Annotated in this window: 15 protein-coding genes and 1 tRNA gene; 14 read left to right on the forward strand and 2 right to left on the reverse strand. The window is 42.7% G+C overall.

The window, feature by feature from the left end; translation table 11 throughout:
* Nucleotides 1-57 precede the first annotated feature (57 nt).
* The gene (gene tilS / locus FSB84_RS16970) at nt 58-1,389 is read left to right on the forward strand and encodes a tRNA lysidine(34) synthetase TilS (RefSeq protein ID WP_130539119.1); all 1,332 of its coding nucleotides are present in this window, start codon (nt 58-60) and stop codon (nt 1,387-1,389) included.
* On the opposite strand, the gene FSB84_RS16975 is transcribed toward tilS, so the two are convergent.
* Both FSB84_RS16975 and FSB84_RS16980 read right to left on the reverse strand, forming a co-directional pair.
* On the reverse strand, nt 1,375-2,016 hold the full coding sequence (locus tag FSB84_RS16975; RefSeq protein WP_130539120.1) for a rhomboid family intramembrane serine protease: 642 nt from the start codon (nt 2,014-2,016) through the stop codon (nt 1,375-1,377). The two genes, tilS and FSB84_RS16975, sit on opposite strands and share 15 nt — an antisense overlap.
* Before the next feature lie 84 nt (nt 2,017-2,100).
* The gene (locus tag FSB84_RS16980; protein ID WP_130539121.1) at nt 2,101-2,574 is read right to left on the reverse strand and encodes a 23S rRNA (pseudouridine(1915)-N(3))-methyltransferase RlmH; all 474 of its coding nucleotides are present in this window, start codon (nt 2,572-2,574) and stop codon (nt 2,101-2,103) included.
* Between the two features lie 24 nt (nt 2,575-2,598).
* On the opposite strand from FSB84_RS16980, the gene FSB84_RS16985 reads away from it, so the two are divergent.
* The 13 genes from FSB84_RS16985 to FSB84_RS17045 all read left to right on the forward strand — a co-directional run bounded on the left by FSB84_RS16985 (nt 2,599) and on the right by FSB84_RS17045 (nt 20,622).
* A complete protein-coding gene (locus FSB84_RS16985; protein ID WP_130539122.1) occupies nt 2,599-2,835 on the forward strand; it encodes a hypothetical protein in 237 nt (78 codons plus the stop codon).
* A 29-nt stretch (nt 2,836-2,864) separates the two neighbouring features.
* A tRNA-Arg gene (locus FSB84_RS16990) sits at nt 2,865-2,938 on the forward strand.
* 227 nt (nt 2,939-3,165) lie between these two features.
* Nucleotides 3,166-3,762, forward strand: coding sequence for an RNA polymerase sigma factor (locus tag FSB84_RS16995; protein WP_130539123.1), 597 nt, complete (start codon nt 3,166-3,168; stop codon nt 3,760-3,762).
* A gap of 52 nt (nt 3,763-3,814) precedes the next feature.
* Entirely contained in the window at nt 3,815-4,993 is a 1,179-nt protein-coding gene (locus FSB84_RS17000; protein ID WP_158643968.1) for a FecR family protein, read from the forward strand.
* 312 nt (nt 4,994-5,305) lie between these two features.
* The gene (locus tag FSB84_RS17005) at nt 5,306-8,956 is read left to right on the forward strand and encodes a SusC/RagA family TonB-linked outer membrane protein (RefSeq protein WP_158643969.1); all 3,651 of its coding nucleotides are present in this window, start codon (nt 5,306-5,308) and stop codon (nt 8,954-8,956) included.
* A 46-nt stretch (nt 8,957-9,002) separates the two neighbouring features.
* Entirely contained in the window at nt 9,003-10,484 is a 1,482-nt protein-coding gene (locus FSB84_RS17010) for a RagB/SusD family nutrient uptake outer membrane protein (RefSeq protein WP_225980103.1), read from the forward strand.
* 6 nt (nt 10,485-10,490) lie between these two features.
* Nucleotides 10,491-11,480 (forward strand): hypothetical protein, encoded by a 990-nt coding sequence (locus FSB84_RS17015; protein ID WP_130539127.1) that lies wholly within the window; start codon nt 10,491-10,493, stop codon nt 11,478-11,480.
* Between the two features lie 58 nt (nt 11,481-11,538).
* The gene (locus FSB84_RS17020) at nt 11,539-12,459 is read left to right on the forward strand and encodes an ABC transporter ATP-binding protein (RefSeq protein ID WP_130539128.1); all 921 of its coding nucleotides are present in this window, start codon (nt 11,539-11,541) and stop codon (nt 12,457-12,459) included.
* A gap of 11 nt (nt 12,460-12,470) precedes the next feature.
* Nucleotides 12,471-14,774, forward strand: a complete 2,304-nt coding sequence (locus tag FSB84_RS17025) for a Gldg family protein (RefSeq protein ID WP_130539129.1) — start codon at nt 12,471-12,473, stop codon at nt 14,772-14,774.
* A gap of 21 nt (nt 14,775-14,795) precedes the next feature.
* Nucleotides 14,796-17,294, forward strand: coding sequence for a Gldg family protein (locus tag FSB84_RS17030; protein WP_130539130.1), 2,499 nt, complete (start codon nt 14,796-14,798; stop codon nt 17,292-17,294).
* 28 nt (nt 17,295-17,322) lie between these two features.
* Nucleotides 17,323-18,615: a MutS-related protein gene (locus tag FSB84_RS17035; protein ID WP_130539131.1), complete on the forward strand. Its 1,293-nt coding sequence runs from the start codon at nt 17,323-17,325 to the stop codon at nt 18,613-18,615.
* 27 nt (nt 18,616-18,642) lie between these two features.
* Entirely contained in the window at nt 18,643-19,971 is a 1,329-nt protein-coding gene (locus tag FSB84_RS17040) for a MutS-related protein (protein ID WP_130539132.1), read from the forward strand.
* A 54-nt stretch (nt 19,972-20,025) separates the two neighbouring features.
* Complete coding sequence (locus tag FSB84_RS17045; protein ID WP_130539133.1) at nt 20,026-20,622, forward strand: RNA polymerase sigma factor; 597 nt, start codon at nt 20,026-20,028, stop codon at nt 20,620-20,622.
* The last annotated feature ends 7 nt before the right edge of the window (nt 20,623-20,629 follow it).

The raw sequence follows: 20,629 nt of genomic DNA on the forward strand, positions 1-20,629 counted from the left end.
TAGGAGAAACAAATTTTCCCTTCATTTTATTCTAACTTAATTGGTTGATTACTCTTCATGGATCTTTTAGCATCATTTAAACAATTCATTCAGAAAGAGCAGCTCTTCCTGCCTGGCAACAAACTATTGCTGGCGGTAAGTGGGGGCCTTGACTCTGTAGTGTTGACCGATTGTTGCATAGCAGCATGCTATGATATAGTTCTCGCTCATTGCAATTTTCAACTGCGCGGCGCAGAGAGCGATCGTGATGAACAATTCGTTCGCAAGCTCGCTTCGAAATACAATAAAACAGTACTGGTCCGGAAATTCGATACAGAAGCTTACGCAAAAGAAAAAAAGATTTCAGTACAGGTTGCAGCGCGCGAACTTCGTTACAACTGGTTCTTCTCTTTGCTTGACGCTCATGAAGCAGATCTTGTTTTCACTGCCCATCACCGCGATGATAATATCGAAACGCTTTTGATGAATTTCTTCAAAGGCACAGGCATTGCCGGTTTGAGGGGCATCTTACCAAAACAAAATAAACTGGTCCGTCCATTATTGTTTGCTTCACGGGCTGATCTGCAGGCTTATGCTGAAGCAAGGGATTTGCAGTGGGTGGAAGACAGTTCCAATGCCTCCGATAAATATGCGCGCAATTATCTGCGCCATCAATTGGTACCGGTTTTGCAGGAGCTCTATCCGCAGGTATCTGAAAATCTTGCTGCCAATATTCAAAGATTCCGTGATATAGAAAGCCTGTATCACCAGGCCATCAGCATGCATACAAAGAAGTTACTGGAAGTAAAAGGCAATGAAGTGCATATCCCGGTATTGAAACTGGCGAAGGCCGATCCTCTGAACACCATCGTGTACGAGATCATCAAAGATTATCGGTTCTCACCTGCACAGACAAACGAAGTAGTTGGTCTGTTGACAAGTGAAACCGGAAAATATGTGCAATCATCTTCTCACCGCATTCTCCGGAACCGGAAATGGCTGATCATTGCGCCACTGGCAGCAGAAGATGCGCAGCATCTGCTCATTGAAAGCACGGGGACTATCAATTTCAAAGAAGGAAAGATCCGCCTGGAAGAAAGCGCTGCTGCGGATTTTACCCTGAGTGCCGATCCAAAGATCGCTGCACTCGATGCAAAGCATATCCGTTTTCCATTTATCCTTCGTCCCTGGAAAAAAGGCGACTATTTCTATCCCCTGGGCATGCAGAAGAAGAAGAAAGTAGCCCGCTTCCTCATAGATCAAAAGCTCAGCGCCACTGCCAAAGAAAAAGTCTGGGTGCTGGAGATGAACAAAAAGATCATCTGGGTAGTGGGCATGCGGATAGATGATCGTTTCAAGGTCACAAACTCAACAAAGAGCATCCTGAAGATCACATTAGAAACTGCCTAACCAGGATTGGATCTGCGCAATGAACATCTGAAATACCGGGTAGTCTGAGAACGCATAGGCCATCACGATAAAGAATGCAATGCCATACAATCCTCCATAGATATGCGCTGAGTGGTTCACGTTATCCCCTCCTCTCTTGTCCATATATGACGAGATAATTAGATAAAGCGCTCCGAAAATAAATCCTTTGATATCGATGGGAATGAAGAAGAAGCGCAGGTTCATGAGCGGTACATAAAGTATGGCTGCAAAGATCACTGCCGATACCGCTCCTGATGCGCCCAGGCTGCGATAGCTGCTATCGTCCTTATGTTTGGCATAGGTGGGTAGCAGACAGAAGAAAAGAGATGATATATAAAGAAGGAGATAGAATATTTTACCCATTTGTCCAAATACAGCCAGGAAAGCCTGCTCCAGTTGTGTGCCGAAAAGATACAATGCCCACATGTTGAAGATGAGGTGGGCCCAGTCTGCGTGGATCAGTCCGCAACTGAAGAAGCGGTACCATTGCTTATCATAGGTTACAGATGGGGGATAGAAGATAAGGTCGTCGTACACTTTTCCATTGGTGAATGCGGTGAACGACACGATACAGGTAATGATGATTATTATTAGCGTAATGCTCATTGAATGACTGTTAAGAAACAAATCTACTTAAAATGTAGAATATTCATACCCGTGTGGAATACAAGAGGATTTTGGTGGATATAATTATTTATGATGATATTTTTCATTCCTTGTGATGGTGCATGCGCGATAGATCTGTTCTGCCAGTATCAGTCTTACCAGTTGATGGGGGAATACGAGTTGACTTAAGCTCCATTGATAGTTCGAACGTTTCATAACCGCTTCATCGATCCCATAAGCTCCGCCGATTAAAAAGACAAGATTCTTCACCCGATCAGCCGCCCTGGTCTCAATGAACTGAGCCAGTTTTTCAGAACTGAATTGTTTGCCGCGTTCGTCGAGTGCAACCAGGTAATCATCTTTCTGGAGCATGTTGAGGATGATCTCGCCTTCTTTTTTCTTGAGGTCTGATTCGCTGAGTGTGGCGGCATTCCTGGGGCCGGGAATGATATTCCATTGAACGGGGTAATAGTTGGAGATACGATTGGTGAAGTCTTCAATGCCCTGCAGTACATAAGGCTCATGTTTTTTTCCGATGGTCCAGAACTGGAATTTCATGGAGTAAAAATAATTAGAAAAAAATTGAACCGGGCTGCAGCATTCTCCTTTTACATTATTGGCTATGATTATTTTTTTAGCGATCTGGCTATAAAGTTTCAATATTGCCATGCAGGAGAAGCCAAAGCCTTTACCCTTGCTGGGCCTGCATTTTCAGCGATGGTTCAGCTGGCTTTAAGCATGGCGCTCAATATTTTATCAAAAAAACCGGGAAATCTGTTTGTTGAAATAAAGAATATCCCTATTTTTGCACCCCGCTGATGACAAAAAGAAGTCAGTGAGAATCAAAAGGCTCCGTAGCTCAACTGAATAGAGCATCTGACTACGGATCAGAAGGTTTCAGGTTTGAATCCTGACGGAGTCACAAAAAAGGAAAAGGTCAATTGATCTTTTCCTTTTTTATTGTGATGAATTTCAACCACGCCCCCTCATACCATGAGAAATCCGCTACAAATTTCCCCGGGGTTCTCCACTGATTTCTAATGAAGTCATTAAACCCGTCTGGTTGGAGAGGTAATTAGTACAATTAATGTCATTAGTTTAGAACTTATATAGTAGTTTGCGATAAATAACCCCGGTAATTGAAGATACTTGTCGCCTAACCAAATACATAATGAACAGGAATTGCTTCTTCGTATTGCCGAAGGGGACGAAAAAGCATTCAGGGTATTGTTCGATCAATATTGGGAACCATTGTATGCAGCCACGCTTACCCTTGTAAAAGCCAAAGAACCGGCCAGGGATCTGTTGCAGGAGGTATTTCTGAAAATATGGAATCTTCGTACACAGTTACCGGAAAAAGAGAATGTAAGGAATTTCATTTACATCGTTGCGCGAAATCATATCTACAACGAGCTGCGTAAAAAAAGCCATGAAGAGGCCTTCACAGAAAGTATCATCCGGCATTTTGCTGAAAAATCTGACAGCGCGCTCGAACAGCTTATTCACAAAGAAGCAAGGCAGGTGCTGAATGAAGCTGTAAGTCAGTTACCAGAGCAACAGCGCCTGGTTTACCAGCTTGCCCGGGAGCAGGGTTTGAGCCAGCAGGAAATAGCTTCGAGGCTTCAAATATCCTTGTCAACCGTTAAAACCCATATGTCCCGCGCGCTTACTGCTATCCGGGATTATATACTCCAGCAGGCTCATGTTGCCATATTGCTTCAAATCCTGGTTGGAGAACTTTTCTAAATTTTTTTTATCGCTTGTCATACCTGCACGAATAAAATGTGTCTTTATAGCGATGGATGCAATAACTCGTTTTAAGATCCTCTGGCAAGGCTATCTTACAGACACCTTGAATGCCAGTGAGGCTGAAGAACTTCTTACGCTTATCAGGAAGGATGAGTTCTTTCATAAGGATCATATTGCCGGGTTACTGGCTGCTCCGCCGGAACTTGGTATCGAGAGTAAGGAAGGGGATGAAATATTCGAAGAGCTGCTCTCCAGGATCCATGAACCCGCACAGGTTACCCGCCGCATTCCTTACTTCCGCAGATGGAGCTGGGCGGCTGCTGCAGTTATTGTAATCGGAACAGCAATAGCTATTGCTGTTTCTAATAACCACCGGTCAGAAACTTCCAACACCACAGTTACAACAAATTCTCCGGCAGGTATTCCTCCAGGTAAGGAAGGCGCTGTGCTTACGCTGGCTGATGGCAGGCAGGTGGTATTGGACAGTTTGGGAAATGGAGTGGTAGCCACACAAAATGGTACACAGGTGGTGTTGAATGATGGCAGGTTGACTTATGACCCTACTGAAAATACTACCGGAGCAATCGTTTACAATACAATGTCAACTCCCAAAGGCAGACAATTCTCTGTGCGGCTTCCGGATGGTACAAAAGTTTGGTTGAATGCAGCCAGTTCCATCAGGTATCCTACAGTGTTCACCGGGAAGGAAAGAAAGGTGGAAGTGACAGGAGAAGTTTATTTTGAAGTGGTTAAAAATTCAAAAATGCCGTTCCGTGTAACGGTGAGCAATATAGCTGAAGTGGAAGTGTTGGGTACGCATTTCAATGTAAATGCTTATACAAATGAAAACCTGATCAACACTACTTTGCTGGAAGGAAGTATAAAATTAAACGGTACAATCATAAAACCTGGCCAGCAGGCGAGGATTGCCATTGGGCAAACAACAGCATCGCAACATGTAAGTGTGATCAATGACGCCAATACAGAACAGGTGATGGCATGGAAAAATGGATTTATCAATTTTGAGGGCGCCACCTTTGATGCCATCATGCGACAACTGGAACGATGGTACGATATACAGGTCGTTTATGACAATAATAAAATTCCAACTACGCGATTAGCCGGTAAAATGACCAGAGGTGTACCACTCGATGGATTATTGAAAAATTTAGAAGCATTGGGTGTGCATTTCAGATTAGATGGCAGAAAATTAATCATCCTTCAGTAAGCGGCCATTTAATAACATAAGGCTGGATACAACCATTAAACCTCCCATACTGATCAGTCCAGGTAAACTGGCCATTTGCTGTACCGGTGCATACTGGTACCTGCATCGGCTTTATGCCTTAAAAAACAAACCGGAAGTGCTAGAGACACTCCCGGTGATGTTTGGGTTGATCAAAAAGACTGGTATCGATTTTTTCTAACCAAACACTGTAAAATTATGCCAAAAACTGCTATTGGCTGGGAGTTTTTTCTGGTTGTGTCTTCAGGCCGGACAGATACATACTTCCGTCGGTCAGCTCAAATGATGCGCTTTATGAGAATGCTGTCATTTCTTCTTTTCGTTGCCTGTTTGTCGGCTTCTGCCACAGGAACAGGCCAATCCGTTACGCTTGCGGGAGACAAGATCCCTATTAAAACTGTGTTTACTGCTATTGAAAAACAAACGGGCTATGTTGTAGCCTATCGTCCGGATTTGTTCTCCGCAAATATTACCGTTTCTGTTTCAGCCAACAGGTTGCCGCTTCCTGAATTCTTAGAGTTGGTCTTTAAAGGTCAGCCTGTTCAATACGATATCCAGGATAAAACTATTTTCCTTTCCCGTAAGTCCGTTGTGGAAGATGCCCTTCAAGGTAAGAGCAATGAAATGGACAACAACCGGGCGATTCTGCGTATACAGGTAACTGATGAGGAAAATCATCCGCTTGTTGGAGCTACAGTAACCAACAAAAGAACGAAACATGCGGAAGAAACGAAAAAAGATGGCTGGAGTACCATTTCCGCCAGTTCCGGAGAGGTGATTGAAATCACTTACGTAGGATACACACCGTATCTGTTCACTGTAAAGGATACCATCAAAACATTACATGTCCGTTTGAAAGTTCACAGTGAACTGGATGAAGCTGTAGTTTACAACGGGTATCAAAAAATACAGCAAAAATTCCTTACAGGATCAGTAACCTCTCTAAAGATGGACTCTATCCTGCAACCAGGCTTGTCTACCGTTGATAAAATGCTGGAAGGCAGGGTGCCCGGTATGATGTATATGCAAAATTCCGGGCAGGCAGGCGCGGCCCCTAAACTTCGCATAAGAGGCACCAATACTTATCTCGGATCCAGGGAGCCTTTATGGGTAGTGGATGGAATCGTACGCACCAATCCTTTTCCGCTCGATCCGCAAAGATTGAATGATCCGGATTTTGTGAATTTGTTAGGCAATGCCATTTCTGGTATTAATCCTTTCGACATTGAGCAGATTGATGTTTTAAAAGATGCTACTGCCGCTGCCTTATATGGGGTTCGTGCAGCAAATGGTGTAATAGTTATTACTACAAAAAGAGGCAAGCCTGGTCCGCCAAGCCTCAATTACAATGTGACTACTACATTTACTCGAAGACCCAGATATTCTGATAATGCCATCAACATGATGAACTCCAGGGAACGTGTTGATGTATCGCGTGAAATGATCAAAAGGCAATTGCAACTGCGGGGTGGTGGTATGGAAGCATATGAATCTGCAATACTGGCCTATTACAACAACGAAATGGACTTTGATACCTTTAAACAACAAGTTGGTAAAGCAGAAATAGTGAACACAGACTGGCTGGGGAATGTGATGCAAGATGTACTGGCAAGCAGCCATACACTGAGTGTTTCCGGTGGAACCAGAACTGCGTCTTACCGGGCTTCCTTAGGGTATCGTTCAGAACCTGGCGTTATAAAGAAAGAAAAGAATGACCTGTACACCGGTTCGCTCAATCTGCAGATGAATTACCGGAAGTTCATGGTGGATTTCAACGTTCAGATCAATAAAGAGAGAAAGAACTATACACCTGCTGAAATTGGCGTATTGAACTATGCTTATGGCACCAGCAGAACTATACCGCTTCGGAATGAGGATGGTTCATTGTATTATTATTCTACCATCAATTCCGATCCTGGTTCAACAAAATTTCTCGCAGCAAATAAAATGAACATTCTAAATGAAATGAATAATACCGGTGATGTTGTTCAAAATAATGAATACAATGCCAGTATTAATCTCAATTATGAAATTATAAAAGGGTTACAGTTTAGTTCCAGGCTGGCCTATACTGCCGGAAATTCTTCGAGGGAAACATGGTTCGGTGAAAATACCGATTGGGCACTTCAATTACGCTCGAACGCTTATAATTCAGTGACAAAGTTATTTAATCCCAGTACAGATCCTATGCCTTTTGGTGGGGAATTGCGATCACAGTCTGTGAATAGAAATAATTACCTGGTCAATGCCCGTATTCATTATTCAAATTTTGTAGACAAAAGGAATTTCCATCAGATATCGGTTGATCTGGCAGCAGATATTACTTCCAATAAGACCAATTCTTTTTTGTCTATGGCAAGAGGATATTATCCCAACCGGGGGAGAAGCTTTGCAACCATACCTATTACAAGCTACTCTCAATATGCAAACTGGGTTTCCACAACAGGCCGTCCGGTTATAACAGAGGAATTGGGGAAAGCTATTCGTCCTTTTCTAACCTCTACTTACATTTTTAAGAATAAATGGGTGTTTTCAGGAACTGTAAGCCAGGAGTTTTCCAATTCTTTTGGCTCCAGAAGCAATGAAAAATTCCTGCCTACATGGGCGCTGTCAGGAAGGTGGAATATGCATGAAGATCTGCTCCGCAATCGCGCATGGATAGACGATGCTTCGCTGTTGATCTCTTTAGGTACAAGAGGCAATATGCTGCCAGGGCAAACCGTACACACCATCATGACCAAGGGGCCCTTAAATACTTATTACAATGAGTTTTCATCCAATATATCCTATTTCCCCAATCCTAATTTAAACTGGGAAAAAGTACAGGACTACAGTACCACCTTACAGTTCTCGCTCTTGAGAGGAAGGATAAGGGGCTCAGTCGGTTACTTTTTAAGCCGTACTACCAATGCCTTCATGGCAATGAAAGTGTCCGCTGTAAACGGTGCAGTCAACAACACTTATGTAGTGAACGCAGGCACGCTCGAAAATCAGGGCCTTGAACTCAGCCTGAATTTTAAAGTGATCGACAACCTGGGCGCTAAGGGTAAAAAAGGATTCATGTGGCGACTGGATCCTCAGTTAGGTCAGGTCTTCAACAGGTTACTCGGCCAATCGGTAAACAGCAGAAACGTTTTGGTAGATGAAGCAACTCTGACGTTCAATGATTATTTGAATGGAGCTGTTCCGGTCAATGGAAAATCTGTCAATACTTTTTATTCTTACAAATTCAAGGGGCTTAATCCTCAGTTCGGCTATCCTGAATTTTATGGAGCAGAGGCTGAGAACAGGATAGCGCTGAGAAATTTGTATGCCACTTCTACTAAAAATGAAATGTATAGTATGGTAATGGAAGAGTCGGGGAGAAGAGAGCCTGTTCTGCAGGGAGGAATCAGCAACTCATTCATCTATGGTAACTGGAGTTTAGTGGTAAATTTTTCCTATAGTGTTGGCAATAAAGTAAGGTTATTGAAAATTGCTTCAGGCAATTATGGAACCTACCGCCCCACGTCGCAGCAAAATCTCAGGAGAGAGTTTGTAAACAGGTGGCGCTATCCGGGTGATGAACAGTTTACCAATATCCCGGCTATCCAGGGGGCAGGCAGGCTTCCTATTGACCAGTATGCCTGGTGGCAAATGACTGACTCGAAATTATCCACTCCGTTTGCTGAGAATTATTATCAGATGTATGATTTTTCTGATCTCCGTGTAGTAAGCGGTGATTACCTGAAACTGCAATATGTGTCGTTAAGTTACAGGTTTCCTGAAAAATTCATTAAAAGATGGAACTGTAAGGGAGCCATAGCTTCGTTGGGGGGAAACAATCTTTTCACGATAGCCAATAAGGCCTTGCGTGGTCAGGACCCTGCACAGTCGGGAGGTTCACCAAACATAAATTTATCTATCCGGCCTGTGTATTCCTTTAATGTTAATATAAGTTTCTAAATAATATACTATGCAATCAGCTATCAGAATAACAGTAATAGTTGGGATGTGTTTGCTAAGTGCAAACCTGGTTTCCTGTAAAAAGTATTTGGAGGCTTATTCCCAGAACATGAGTTTTATAGAAACTGCCACTGATCTGAATGAGCTGCTCATCGGGGATGTATATGCTGATCAGAACAACAAAGAATTACTCATCAGTTTGTTTCATATTAGCGATGATGATTTTGATATAAGTGTTCCAACCAAAAACTGGTCCATTGGTGCCGGTTATGAACATGGTTTTCTTCATTGGCAAGCTAATCCCAGATTGTACGGTTTCGAGATGGATTTTCATAAGTCAGACGTTTTTTACAATACAGCATACGCAAAAATTGCGCGGATCAATACCATCATATTTGAAGCAGAAAGGTTGCGCACCAAAGGTGAACCGGGTGAGGTGTTGAACAGGATAACAGGAGAAGCGCACTTTTTAAGAGCATTGTATTACTTCAACCTGGTTAATTTATATGGTAAACCTTATCGTCCTTCCACAGCAAATGCAGACTTTGGCGTTCCTCTGAAAATATCGCCTGAGATAACCAGTCAATTTGTTGCCAGAAGTTCAGTGAAGGATGTTTATGAACAAATAGTAAAGGATCTTGAAAAGGCAGATGGTTATCTTTCTCCCAACCTGACTTTTTCCATGTTGCGTGTTTCCAATGTGGCTGTAGCGGCACTTTTGAGCAGGGTCCATTTATATATGGAAAACTATCAAAAGAGTATAAACTATGCCAATCGTGTAATTGAACCCGGTCAATTTACACTTACTGATCTGAATACAATTCCTGCTAACAGCATTTTCCTGGATAGAAATTCCAGGGAAGTTATTTTTACGATGGGCGGAAATTATTTGGGATTAAGAATGCGTTCGAATGAGGAAGCCCCAACTGATTTATACTTCTTCGTTTCTGATAATTTGTACAATGGGTATGACATAAATGATCTTCGCCGCAAGTTCTTTTTTACTATAAACGGCAAGGGTGTTATACGTGCCGCTAAAAGAGGAAAAGGTGGTAGTCCTACTATTGATGATATTTCTGATAAATATTCATTGAGGCTATCTGAAATGTATTTAAATAAAGCAGAAGCATTGGTCGCATTGGGACAAAACCAGGAAGCAAAATCTGTTATTCAGGAATTCCACAAATACAGGTTCAAACCAGCAGACATTCCTCAATGGCAGTATGCAGATGCGGCATTGATCCAGAAAGTAAGGGAAGACAGGAGGCAGGAATTATGCTATGAGGGGATACGATGGTTCGATCTGAGAAGGTATGGAGTGAACTCAAAATATCCTTATGGAAAAGCTTTCAGGCACAGATCCATTATGTTCACGGGTACTACTTACATCGAGAACGGTTATTATGAACTGGGTACTTATGCACAAGATGAAGCTGCCTATACGTTACCAATAGCCGATGATGAAATTGAATTTAGCCAGGGAAGAATTACCAATGAAGTCAGGCCCGAACGTCCACTAAAACAATAACCAGTTATGCAGATCAAATATTATTGTATGTTATCGATATTCCAATTACCGTTCTATTTTAAATACAGGTTGGTATTCCTTGCAGCATTCATGATGCAGTTTTTTACTGCTTGTAAAAAGGAAGCGACGCTTGAAGAGAGTAATGAAGATGTGAATTATTTTGTCAGGACTGATAATCCTTCTGATCCTGTTGATCATGCTTTATTTCAATTTTATGAACAGACGGGCATTGCGGGATTTTATAACGACACCATTCATAGAAAGTTGATAAGCCGGCCGGGAGAGAAAGTCGAAAGATACGACTATACCAGGCTTGCCCTGACATACGCTTTACAGGGAGAGACGGCAACTGGGTTTACCTATTTGTACAACAAATCTTATATCACGGAATTGTTGCCATTTATGCAGGACCAGGTTGTACCCGCACTGCCATCTAATGAAATAATACCCAGCTTGTTTTTTGTTGATTCATTTTACACTTTCAGTACGCCTTTAGATAAAAAAATGGAGCATGGCTGGACGGCCATTTATGGCCTGAATACAGTAGGGGTAGTTGTAAAAGATGTTTCCATGATGAATGCTTCCGAAAAGGAAGTTTACCGGGCTTCGATATTGGCAGGGATTGCAGAAAAATGGCTTCTTCTTACACACGCATCAGTGTTGCAAACTGAGTTTTATCAAATCACCAGGAATTTGCTCAAGACTGTTAACACATCGGCTAATTACGTATTTATACCGTATGAAATATTGGTGCCGGTAAACAGGATCCCACAACCCGAAGCGATGGGCCTGTTATATCATCCATTGGCACTCTATTCAAATATTCCCAAGGAATTCATGCCAACCGAGTCGATTGATATACGAGCATTCATGACAGCCGCTTTTTTGTATAGTGAAGAGGATTTCCTGGAAAAATATGATGCTTACCCGGCAGTGATCCAAAAATACAAAGTGGTAAGAGAGCTGCTACTGAAAGCCGGTTTTAAATTGCAATAACAACATCACTCCTCAATAAATAATAGAGCTTCCTATTTAGTCAATTCTAAAATATTTTATGAGTATCCATTTAAAAGTGGAGCACCTATCACATAGGTATGCTACCGCATGGGCTATCCATGACATAAACTTCGAGATCAACACTACGGGCATCGTAGGATTATTGGGGTCAAATGGCGCCGGTAAGTCAACCACCATGAATATCATCTGTGGCGTATTGAAACAAACGGAAGGAGATGTTTTTATCAATGGCATGAATCTAAAGGAGGATCCATTACAGGTAAAACGGCAGATAGGTTTCTTACCACAAACCGCTCCTTTGCACCTGGAGTCTACTGTGGAGGAATATCTTACCTATGCTGCCCATTTACGCTTTATTGATAAAATGAAAGTAAAGCAGGCAGTTGCAGAAGCCATGGATAAAACAGGCGTTGCTCATTTCAGCTCCAGGCTTATCAGGAATCTGTCCGGAGGATACAGGCAGCGTGTTGGTATTGCACAGGCCATCATTCACAAGCCCAGCATCGTTGTATTGGATGAACCTACAAATGGTTTGGATCCCAATCAGATTATCGAGGCACGCAGGTTGATCCAGCGGATTGGCCAGGAACACATAGTGCTATTAAGCTCTCATGTGCTCACCGAAATAAATCTGTTGTGCAGGGATGTGATCATGATTGAAAACGGCAGGATCGTGTTCACGGATTCAATGGATGCATTCAATAATTATGTACAACCAACGAGCCTGCTGGCAGTGATGGAAAATCCACCTGCAAGTGCTGAATTGCAGGCCATCGATGGCGTTTCCAAAGTAGAATTCCTCACTGCAAAGAAATGCAGGATCTATTTTTCCAATAAATCAAATATTGCAGAAACCATCATTGCTGCCAGTATTGCCAGGGGATGGAGACTTCAGGAAATCAACCTGGAGCGCTCTCTGCTGGATGATGTATTTAAAGAATTATCTGTGCAGCCTTAAACGAAACAGCTATGAAAATAATTAATAAGATCGCGCTGGCAGAATTGAGGAATTTATTTTATTCGCCCGTATCCTGGTTTGTGATCCTGGCCTTTTATGTCATCAATGCCATCTTCTTTTTCGAGTGGTTCGACAGAATGGCATCAGGCCAGGATGCGGGAATGATGGCAGTGGATAACTACGTGGGTAAGGTGACGGGCATATTGAAGAGCATGAACTTTGAAGTAACCAAGGGTTTCTTTAAGTATGTGCATCTCTTTATGGCATTATTGACAATGGGTGTTATTAACCGGGAGATGAATGCAGGCTCTATTAAATTGCTTTATTCTTCCCCCATCCGTAACAGGGAAATAGTACTGGGAAAATATTGGGGAATAGTATTGTTCAATTTGATCTTTTTACTGGGAACTGCTTTGTTGTTGATTACAGGTATTGTAATTGTAAAAGAAAGTTATCCGCCTGAATTCCTGACCATTCTGTTATCATTGTTTTTACTCGCCAACTTTTATGCAGCCATTGGTTTGTTCTTTAGTTCCGTAACCAATTACCAGATCGTTGCTGCAGTTTTCACTTTCCTGGTATTCTACCTGTTGGATACGATATTGAATTACGGGCAGCAATATGATTTTTTTCGCACTGTGAGTGAATTGCTCAGTTTTAGATACAAACGCGGCGAAATTACTTCCGGCCTGATCTCAAGCAGGAATCTGCTCTATTTTATTTTGATGATTGCCATGTTCCTGCTGTTTGCTATGATCCGCTTGCGCAGTGTTCGTGTGGCGATCCCCAGACGAATAACAGCCCTTCATTATTTGCTTGTTTTTTCCGGGATTCTACTAATGGTCTATCTAAGCTCGAAGCCGGGGTGGATTTTGTATAAAGACCTTACAAAAAAACAATCGAATACTTTACATCCTTCCGCCCAGGAAGTGTTGAAGAAATTTGACGGGTCACCAATTAAGGTCACATTGTATATCAATTTATTCCAGAAGTTTGAAAAATTTGGATTCCCGGAACAAAGGTTTGTTTACACGTCCGGCCTCTGGGCTGAATATCTAAGGTTCTATCCTAACGTTCAGTTCGATTATGTTTGTTACTACGCCATTAAAGAGGGGGACAGCGCCCTTTACAAACAATACCCGGGAAAAAACATAGATGAGATTGCTGCTTTAAGAGCTGAAGTGTATGGCGTGCGTAAGTCTTTATTCAAACCGGGTTCTTCGCTGGATAATTTTCATGACCTGGAGAAGGAGAATTTCAACGCGATCATGAAGGTGAGCTACAAAGATAAGCAAACCTATGTCAGATCAATTGTCGGTGGTGGCGCCTGGCCTCACCCGGTAAATATGGCCGGACAATTAACGCGGCTGATCAGGGATAGCAATGTGGCGGTATCTTTTATGACAGGCCATTTGGAGCGGAGCCCATTCAGATTCACCCAGAGAGATTTTGGCGTATACACTTCCAAAACATTTGAAACAAGTTCCCTGGTTGACAGGGGAGTAGATGTTGATACCATTTCAGTGATGGAAGCAGATATTCCCGATGATGTACAACTGTTGGTAGTAGCTGATCCCAAAGTTCCATACGATCCCATTGAACTGGAAAGGATCGACCGGTATATTCAACGTGGTGGCAATGCTATTTTCTTCGTGGAGCCCGGTAAGCAATTTATTTTAGATCCGGTGCTGAAGAAACTAGGCGTAGTTGCTGAAGATGGAATGCTGATGGAAAATTCTCAGGACAGGCATATGGTTCGGGGCAGATTAACCAACAAAGCACTGACGATGTCTCAAGAGATGGAGCGGTTTCTATTACTCCCTGCTTTGGGAAATGGGCTCGTGCACAATGTAGCAACAACGCTGTCTTACCAGGCAGTAGATGGATTTGAAGTGGAGCCAATCATTAAAATAGCCGGCAACAAGAAGTTGTGGTTAAAGAAGGGCGTATATGTTGCAGACTCTATTGCTCCCGTGTTCAGTAAGGAGCAGGGCGACTTACAACTTAATGAGTATACAATTGCTGTAGCAATGAAGCGGAAGGTTGGAGACAAGGAGCAACGAATCATAGTAGCTGGAGATGCGGACTTTATGTCTAACAATGCAATCGATCCTAAAAAACTAAATCATCACTTTTATAGTTGGGGATTGAATAATCGATATCCCATATACTCATTTTATCCATTCAATGATGACCGGTACTTAAAGGTCAACAGGGATCAGTTGGAGAATATGATGATCGTTTATGTGTATGTGATCCCTGCCATTGTGTTTTTTCTGGCAGTTGCCTTCCTCATTCGCAGACGAAAAAAGTAATTCCTTCAAAATAGTGTAATAATGAAAATAATTCTGAGAATTGCTCAAGCAGAACTTCGTTATCTTTTCCAGTCGCCCATTGCCTGGGTGATCATGATCTGTTATTTGGTGCTGGGCAGCATGAAGTTCTTAGCTCCTTTGGTTGGTTTTTCACGCGAGCAGGCAGTTGAAATGCTGAATAACCCCAATTGGGCCGGATTCAGGAGGTCGCTCACTGTAGGTGTGTTTGGTAATGCTTTGGAAGTGATGAGCGCTCATCTGTATCTATTCATTCCCCTGTTGACGATGGGGGTAATTGGAAGAGAGATATCCAGCGGATCGATAGCCTTATTGAGATCTTCTCCCATCCGCACGCGTGAAGTGGTAATGGGTAAGTTTTTGGGACTTTCCTGGTTCAATATGATATTGACCGCCGCACTGGCTATACTGTTGATCACCGGATATTTTTGCATAGAACATGCTGAATTCAAATTGATCTTATCCATACTTCTCGGCTTCTTTTTGCTTACCAGTGCCTATATAGCCATCGGACTATTCGTATCCTGCCTCACCGAATACCAGATACTGGCAGGCATTGGAACTTTTATGTTGTTTATCATATTGGAAAAGGCAGGTTCAACATTCCAGCAGTATGACTTCATTCGTGATATAACCTGGTTCTTATCCATTGATGGAAGGATCAATTTCCTCAAGGCCGGACTGATCACTACGCGGGACATTAGTTATTTCTTACTCATCATCATTTTATTCCTCGGGCTGAGTATGATCAAATTACAGTCGCTGGCAGCATCGGTTAAAAAAAATACCGTTATGTTGAGATACCTGGTGCTCACATCGGTGATACTCCTGCTTGGTTATTTTTCATCCCGTCCGGGTGCAGTGGGGTATCTTGACGTTACACGCGATCAACGTAATACAATAGATTCCACCACACAAGCTGCGATCAAAGAGTTGGACGGATCAGCAATTAAAGTAACGCTATTCACCAACGTATTGCAACCGACGGTTGAATTTGCCATGCCTTCGAAAAGAAATGAATATATCTGGAAATTCTGGGAAAAATACCTGCGATTTTATCCAAACATCAACTTCCATTACAGGTTCTATTACAATAACACTGCCCAGGATTCTGCCTTGCTGAGTATGTTCTATGGTAACAGAACCAGGCTGCAGTTATCGAAAGCGATGGCAAAAATGCATAAGCTGAATTACGATAAGGTTGAAACTCCCCGGCAAATCGATAGCTCCGTAAACCTGGCGGATGAATCCTATAGAGTGGTGATGCAACTGGAATACAAAGGAAAAAAAGTTTTTTTAAGAACGTATCCGTCAAGCGATCCCTGGCCATTCGAGTATAATGTGTCGGGCGCAATAAAGGAACTGGTTAGTGCCCGTTCGCCACTGGTGAGTTTCAGCTCGGGACATTATGAAAGAAGTCCCTTCCTGTTTACCAGCAGAGAGCATGGTGGTAATACTACTGAGAGGTCGGAAAGGCATTCACTGATCAATCTGGGAGTTCATACAAACACTATTTCCCTGGCAAACAACATCAATACAGACTCTACCAATGTGCTCGTTATTGCGGACCCCAGAACTTCATTGAGCGGTCAGGAGAAAGAAAATATAATGAATTACCTGGAGAATGGGGGCAACGCCATTATCTACGGCGAACCATCAAAGCAACCCTTCATTAATGAGATCATCAATCCATTAGGAGTTCACATGGAAGAAGGAGTAATGGTGCTGCCCCGTCAGCATGTGGAGACTGAAGTGTTTACCGCAGGCATGACAAAAGCAGGTAACCGGATGGCTAAAGAGCCGGTGATGCAGCTTCACCAACAACTGGGCAAGAGAACGGCCATGGCCAATTTTGGAGGAACGGGTATTCTGAGTTTTATGGAAAAAAACGGATTTACAGTAGAGCCCATCATCAGCATTCCCGGTAATAAATTTCGTGGTGAACAGGTGAAGCAAGCCAGGACAGACACTACAACAACCAGCCTGGTAGTGGATGTGGAAGAATTTAAAAAAGACAGTTATGGCGATGAAAAATCCACTCCCTGGAAGCCGGGCGCAAAGAAGAAGCGGGAACTAAAGAAAGCTGGCAAACCGAAAGCTGTTGGATATGATGATATCTGGATGGAGCGGGGAGTATTTGTGCGCGATTCTGCTGCTCCCATCTACTCTCCGGAAGAAGGAGATTATAAAAAGGAAGAGTATATTCTGGCTGTTAAGCTCCACCGAAAGATCAACAATAAGGAACAGCGCATCGTGATAGCAGCGGATGCTGATTTTATGTCGGTGGGTGCTGGCAATGGAGGCTCTATTGCATTAGGCTTATATAGTTGGTTATTGAACAACGAATATCCTGTATATACTAAATATAAACTACCAAAGGATACCCGCCTGACGATCGGTAAAAAAGGCGGGAATGTTCTTTATAACGTATTCGTGTATGTGCTTCCATCCATTCTGCTGCTGGTGGGCACCATTATTTTAATCAGAAGGTTCAGAAAATAATATTTACCCATTAGTACAAATTGCTACGATGTTATTACAAACAGATGATCAAACCATTGAAGACCTGCGGTTGTTTTCCAGGCGGGAGCATAACGGCATTTATGATATCTATAAACATACTTCTACGCGCGGTGGTGAGGAAGTGTTGGAAAAGATGTTCAGAAGCCCATTGTCTGATCTCGAAGCTATCAACAAACGTTCCGGGATCATAGCTGCTTTCACCAGGCTGCAAACAAAATTTCCTTTTGCCCCTTCCTTACTGGATAGTGTTGAAAAATACATAAGCAATTCCGGAGAAAATAAGGACGGACAAAAGCCTGCACTGGGAGAGAAGGAAATCAATAGTGGTGTAACGGCTTTGATCGAACTGCTCCATGCCATGCGAAGTTTTGTAGAAACGGGCGATATATTAAAAGTGACCGGATTGGAAGATGCATGTAAAGAAATGATTTCCCTGCTGAATGATCCTGCGCTTCAACCCGTTTTCAATGAAAAGCCAAAGGCTAAGCTGGCTTATGCGGCCGTTACTGCCTTTGATGTTTTGATGCGTGTTCGTGAACGGGAGAAAGTGCTGACCGTATTGCAGTTCATTTATTTACTGGATGTTTATATATCAGTAGCGCATGTGGCTTCTCAACGCAATTTTGTTTTTCCGGTGGCCCATCCCAAAGGAAGCAACCTGTTGAAAATAGAAAGCGTGTACCATCCGGAATTAAAAAAGCCGGTGGCCAATAGTTTAACCATGAATGCCGATAAATCGGTGGTTTTTCTTACAGGGGCTAATATGGCCGGTAAATCCACCTTCCTGCGATCCTTCAGTACAGCAGTATATATAGCGCATATGGGTTTTCCTGTTGCTGCAAGCGCCATGGAGTTTTCGGTTATGGATGGTATTTATACTACTATCAATCTCCCGGATAATTTAGGTATAGGAGCCAGTCACTTCTATGCGGAAGTATTGAGAGTTAAGAAAATGGCTACGCAACTGGGCGCCGGTAAATCACTCTTCGTATTGTTCGATGAACTGTTCAGAGGTACCAACGTTAAAGATGCGCATGAAGGAACGGTAGCCATAACACATGCCTTTGCTGGAAAAAGGAACAGTATGTTTATCATTTCTTCTCATATTGTGGAAGCGGGAGAGGAATTGAAACAGAAATCCAATATTGGATTTCATTATCTCCCCACACGAATGAACGGCACAGTCCCTGAATATACGTACACATTGGAACGCGGTATTACCGATGACCGGCATGGCATGATCATCATTCGCAATGAAGGAATATTAGACACCCTGGCAACAGGCAAAAAAAACGGATAGTATTCCAATCAATACAAAAAAACAATCATGAGCTTTACTATCGATAAACAATCGCTGGACGAACTGAATTTAATGGGTAAGTTCCGTCCGGGCTCTGTTTACTTTTTATTCAACCGGGTGAAAACCCGGGGTGGCGGGGAGTTGCTGGATGAAATGTTCAGGCAGCCACTGACATTGGAGCATATCATCAATGAGCGTACTGCCATCTTTCAGTTCTTCCAGGATGCTAACCTGTCATTCTCCTTCGATATACAACAGGTTACTTTGATGCACCAGTATGTGAATGCTTCTAATGAGCAGGGGCAGCTTGCCGGCTTTGCAAATATCCTGGTAAAGAAAGCCTTGTCCGGTTTAACCCGTGATGAGCGGTATAAGTTGCTGATCCAGGGGCTGCAGGCCACAATAGTGACACTGAAGCGTTGCTATGGACTTGCGGTTGAATTGTGTATGCTCGAAGGACCGTACCAACACCGGGCAAATGAGATAAAGCAGATACTCAGCTCACCTCAATTAACCAAATTAATTGAAACGGACATTTATACATCCATATCCGTTAGAACGATTGCTGAATATGATTACCTGTTAAAGCGTAAATTAAACAACGACATTAAGAGTGTATTGGATTTTATATCGGAAGTGGATGTGAATATAGCGGTAAGTAGCGTGGCAAGGGAAAGAGGTTTCACCTATGCCAGGGCGCTTCCAAAACAAATGAATAGTTTTAATGCCACCAACTTAAGGCATCCGTGTATTGACAATGCCGTCGGTAATAACATTGAAATGCAAAAACAGAGCAATGTTATCTTTCTCACGGGGGCAAATATGGCTGGTAAGTCTACCTGGATGAAGTCTATCGGTATCAGCATGTACCTGGCGCATATCGGTTTTCCCATTGCTGCTTCATCCATGGAATTTTCTGTAAGGGAAGGTATTTATTCCAGTATCAATGTAGCGGATAATATAGGTTTGGGCTACAGTCACTTTTATGCAGAAGTGGTACGGGTAAAGAATGCAGCCGATGCTACGGCTACCGGCAAACACCTGCTGTTAATGTTCGATGAATTATTCAAAGGAACAAATGTAAAAGATGCCTATGATGGAACGCTGGCAGTTACAGAAGCATTTTCAGAATACGTCAATTGCTTGTTCATAGTATCTACCCATATTATTGAAGTAGGCGAGGCGCTCAAAAAAAGAAGCAATATTCAATTCACCTATATGCCTACCATAATGGAGGGCAGTGTTCCCAAATATACCTACCTGTTGGAAAAGGGTATTACGGAAGACAGGCAGGGAATGCTCATTATCCGGAATGAAGGTATTATTGAGCTGATCGGAGATTCAAAAAATATTTGATCATATTTTCCCCTTATTATTTATGTTTGAGGAAGTTTATATAAGCTTCCTCTTTTGCATGCAGATAACCCATATAAGGAATCCGGACTGTACACCCTGATCAGTGAAGGGAATGAAGAGGCATTCAATGAATTCTATCTTTCAGTACTACCCGAGTTCTCCTCCTACCTGATGAGCCTGCTGAAATCCAAAGAAGCTGTGAACGATGTTTTACAGGAAGCATTGATCAGGTTTTGGTTGAGCAGGGATAAGCTTCCAGGGATCGATAACCCAAAAGCATGGCTCTCGCGCATCATCTCAAATGAATGTTACCGCTATTTACGAAAGCAAAGCGATTACCAGAAATCCACTAAGACCCTCGATCAGCCACAGGAATTGGAGGGGGAGCTGCTGTATCAGACAGATATGGATCTGGCTTTCCGAGAAACACAAGGGCTGATCCGGGGCATCGTACAGGATCTTTCACCCCGACAGAAATCCATTTACCAGTTGAGCAGGGAATCCGGATTGACCATTCCTCAAATTGCTGATAAACTGGGAGTGTCATCAAATTATGTGCGCAAGACCCTCGTACTCTCACTTAAGCTTATTCAAAAAAGATTAAAAGAAGCAGGAGTTTCCCTGCCCATGGTGCTTTTACTGCTGCCTTAAAATTTTT

Origin of the sequence: Pseudobacter ginsenosidimutans (assembly GCF_007970185.1) — a bacterium.
Classification (GTDB): domain Bacteria; phylum Bacteroidota; class Bacteroidia; order Chitinophagales; family Chitinophagaceae; genus Pseudobacter; species Pseudobacter ginsenosidimutans.